The following is a 2,814-nucleotide window of genomic DNA, read 5'->3' as shown; positions in this document are numbered from 1 at the left end:
TGGTTTCCGCATTTTTTTCAAAAAAATTTTAAAAGCCATACCCCCTTTTTTGTTGCGTTTGGTGTCATGTAATAAAAAGCCCCCCGGCTTTTGTACAACTACCAATTATTGAACAACATTTAATGAATACATCCAGGCTTAGGTTAAGATACCTTTTTGAGCGATATTATAGTAAAACGGCCACTGCGCAGGAGCGCGACGAGCTGCTTACTATTATAAACGACGGCGCGGGCGATGAAGAACTCTATTTATTGATACGCCAGGCCTGGGACGATCTGAAGCCCAACGCCGCACTGTTCAACGCTGATAAAACAAACGCAATGCTCAGCAAAATTTTAGGCGCTGACGCATCCGGCGAAAATGTAAAGCCGCGTAATAATATATTTTTATGGGCAAAAATATCTACCGCTGCTATGATACTGCTTTTTGTAGGTCTTGGTATTTACACCCACCATCACCCGCGCAAACAACAGCAAACAACGCTTGTAAAAGCAAAGCGCCCCTTACATGATGCCCTGCCGGGCGGCAATAAAGCCATACTTACCCTGGCCAATGGCAAAACTATAATTCTTGATAATGCCCAAAACGGCATGTTGGCGCAACAAGGCTCAACCCTTATTAAAAAAACAGCCGACGGGCAGTTGCTTTATAACGCCGCTGGTACAGCAAATACAAAAGCAGCACCCGAAATAAATGTTATTACCACCCCGCGAGGCGGGCAATACCAGGTTATTCTGCCCGATGGCACAAACGTATGGCTTAACTCAGCATCATCATTACGCTTCCCAACATATTTTACAGGTACAACAAGGCAGGTAGAAATTACCGGCGAGGCTTATTTTGAAGTCACCAAGAATAAGGCTATGCCTTTCAGGGTTAAAACCAACCATGCCGATATCGAAGTTTTAGGCACACACTTTAACGTAATGGCTTATGATGATGAAGCTGTTATGAAAACCACCCTGCTTGAGGGTGCCGTTAATATAACCAGCGGGGGCTTCAGCGCCAGGTTAAAACCGGGCCAGCAAGCACAAATAAACAAAACAGGCCAAAACAAAGTGATAAACGATGTTGATGTGGATGACGAAACCGCCTGGAAAAACGGAATATTTCAGTTTAAAGATGCAGGTATAGATGTGATACTACGCCAGGCAGCACGCTGGTATGATGTTGATATCACCTACAAAAAAGGTGTACCGGCAAGGGAGTTTAACGGCCACATATCGCGCAATGTAAAAGCATCAGAATTACTGAACATGTTAAAGTATACAGGTGTCGACCTTAAAATTGAAGGGAAAGACATTATTGTATATTAAATATAAACAGCCAAAAAACAATACTATTTATACATCAATTATTCACCTCACAAAAAACCACTTATGATGAAAAAAATACACCCCGCAAGTTAACCTCAGTACGGTGGCCGGCTTATACCTTTTGCTTTGCATCACGGTATAAAAGCATATAAAAAAACCGGGAAGTGTTTCGACCCACTTTCCCGGCTAAATGCCTGGGCCCCATAATCGTTGCAATTTGACGAATTGAAACTTAATGTTTAACCCAAACACAACAAACTTATGAATTTTAATTCTAAGGCTGTGCCGTTGGCATGGTCTAAACTATCCAAAATAATATTGGTTATGAAATTCACTGCTATTTTAATAATTGCAGCCCTTACCAATGTGAGCGCAAAGACATTCAGCCAGACTGTGTCATTGCGCCAAAAGAACGTCTCTGTCGAGAAAGTTCTGCGCCTGATAGAGAAACAAACAGGCTATCATTTTATGTATGATAAAAATGATGTATCAAAGGTTCGTGGTATTAACATCGATGTTGCTTCGGTTTCGGTAACCCGGGCGCTTGATGAGGCTTTTAAAGATCAGCCCCTCACCTACAAAATTTTCCAGGAAACCATTGTAGTAAAAAAGAAGGACACTGATAACACCCCCGAATTTAAAGCAATAGACGTAACAGGTACGGTAACCGATGCTAAAGGCCCGCTGCCCGGCGTAAACGTAAAATTAAAAGGTACCACTACCGGTACCAGTACCGATGCTAACGGTAAGTACAAGTTAACCGTACCCGATGGTAACGGCACACTGGTATTTAGCTTTATTGGCTATAACAGCCAGGAAGTAGCTATAAGCAACCGCCAAAACATTGATGTAGTGCTGACCGAAGAGTCGAAAGCATTAAACGAGGTAGTGGTAATTGGTTACGGTACGGCAAAAAAATCTGACCTTACCGGGGCTGTAACCACAGTTAAGGCCGAGCAGTTGATGGATAAACCCGTGCCCAATTTATCGCAGGCATTACAAGGCAAGGTTGCCGGTGTTGATGTAAGCGTTAACAGTAATGCACCAGGTGCAGCAGCCAAGGTACGTATCAGGGGTATTGGTTCTATCAACTCAAATCTCGATCCACTGTATGTGGTTGATGGTGTTGTTGGTGTTGATCCAAACTCCATCAACCCAAATGATGTTGCTTCTCTTGAAGTGTTAAAAGATGCATCATCAACAGCCATTTATGGGGTGCGTGGCGCTAACGGGGTAATTATGGTTACCACCAAACGTGGTAAAAAAGGCCCGGCTACTATTAGCTACGAGGCAAATGCAAACATAAGCCAGTTGTACAGGCATTTACCAACGCTTAACTCACAGCAATTTGTTGACATCTATAATCAATCGTTTGCTAACGGCGCAAAATTTGACCCAACAGGTACAGTACAAACACCGCCCAAGGAGTTAAATCATGCCAATTTCCCATTATTATTTGATAACAATAACAAACCTATTTATAACACCAACTGGGAAA

General features: G+C 42.6%; 2 protein-coding genes. Both read left to right on the top strand.

The features are described 5' to 3' along the window. The first annotated feature begins 122 nt into the window (after nt 1-122). Nucleotides 123-1,316 (top strand): FecR family protein, encoded by a 1,194-nt coding sequence (locus WC615_RS22290; RefSeq protein ID WP_372980242.1) that lies wholly within the window; start codon nt 123-125, stop codon nt 1,314-1,316. Between the two features lie 261 nt (nt 1,317-1,577). Continuing rightward, nucleotides 1,578-2,814 (top strand): carboxypeptidase-like regulatory domain-containing protein (locus WC615_RS22285; protein WP_372980241.1); only part of this gene is annotated, 1,237 nt, incomplete at its 3' end.

It is taken from the genome of Mucilaginibacter sp., from assembly GCF_041663085.1.
In the GTDB taxonomy this organism is placed as follows: domain Bacteria; phylum Bacteroidota; class Bacteroidia; order Sphingobacteriales; family Sphingobacteriaceae; genus Mucilaginibacter.
The sequence above is the reverse complement of the archived record's forward strand: the minus strand, read 5'-3'. Positions and strand labels throughout refer to the sequence as shown.

What these genes read in the sequence shown, in the direction of transcription:
- WC615_RS22290 (WP_372980242.1), top strand. Translation starts at nt 123, where the DNA reads ATGAATACATCCAGGCTTAGGTTAAGATACCTTTTTGAGCGATATTAT.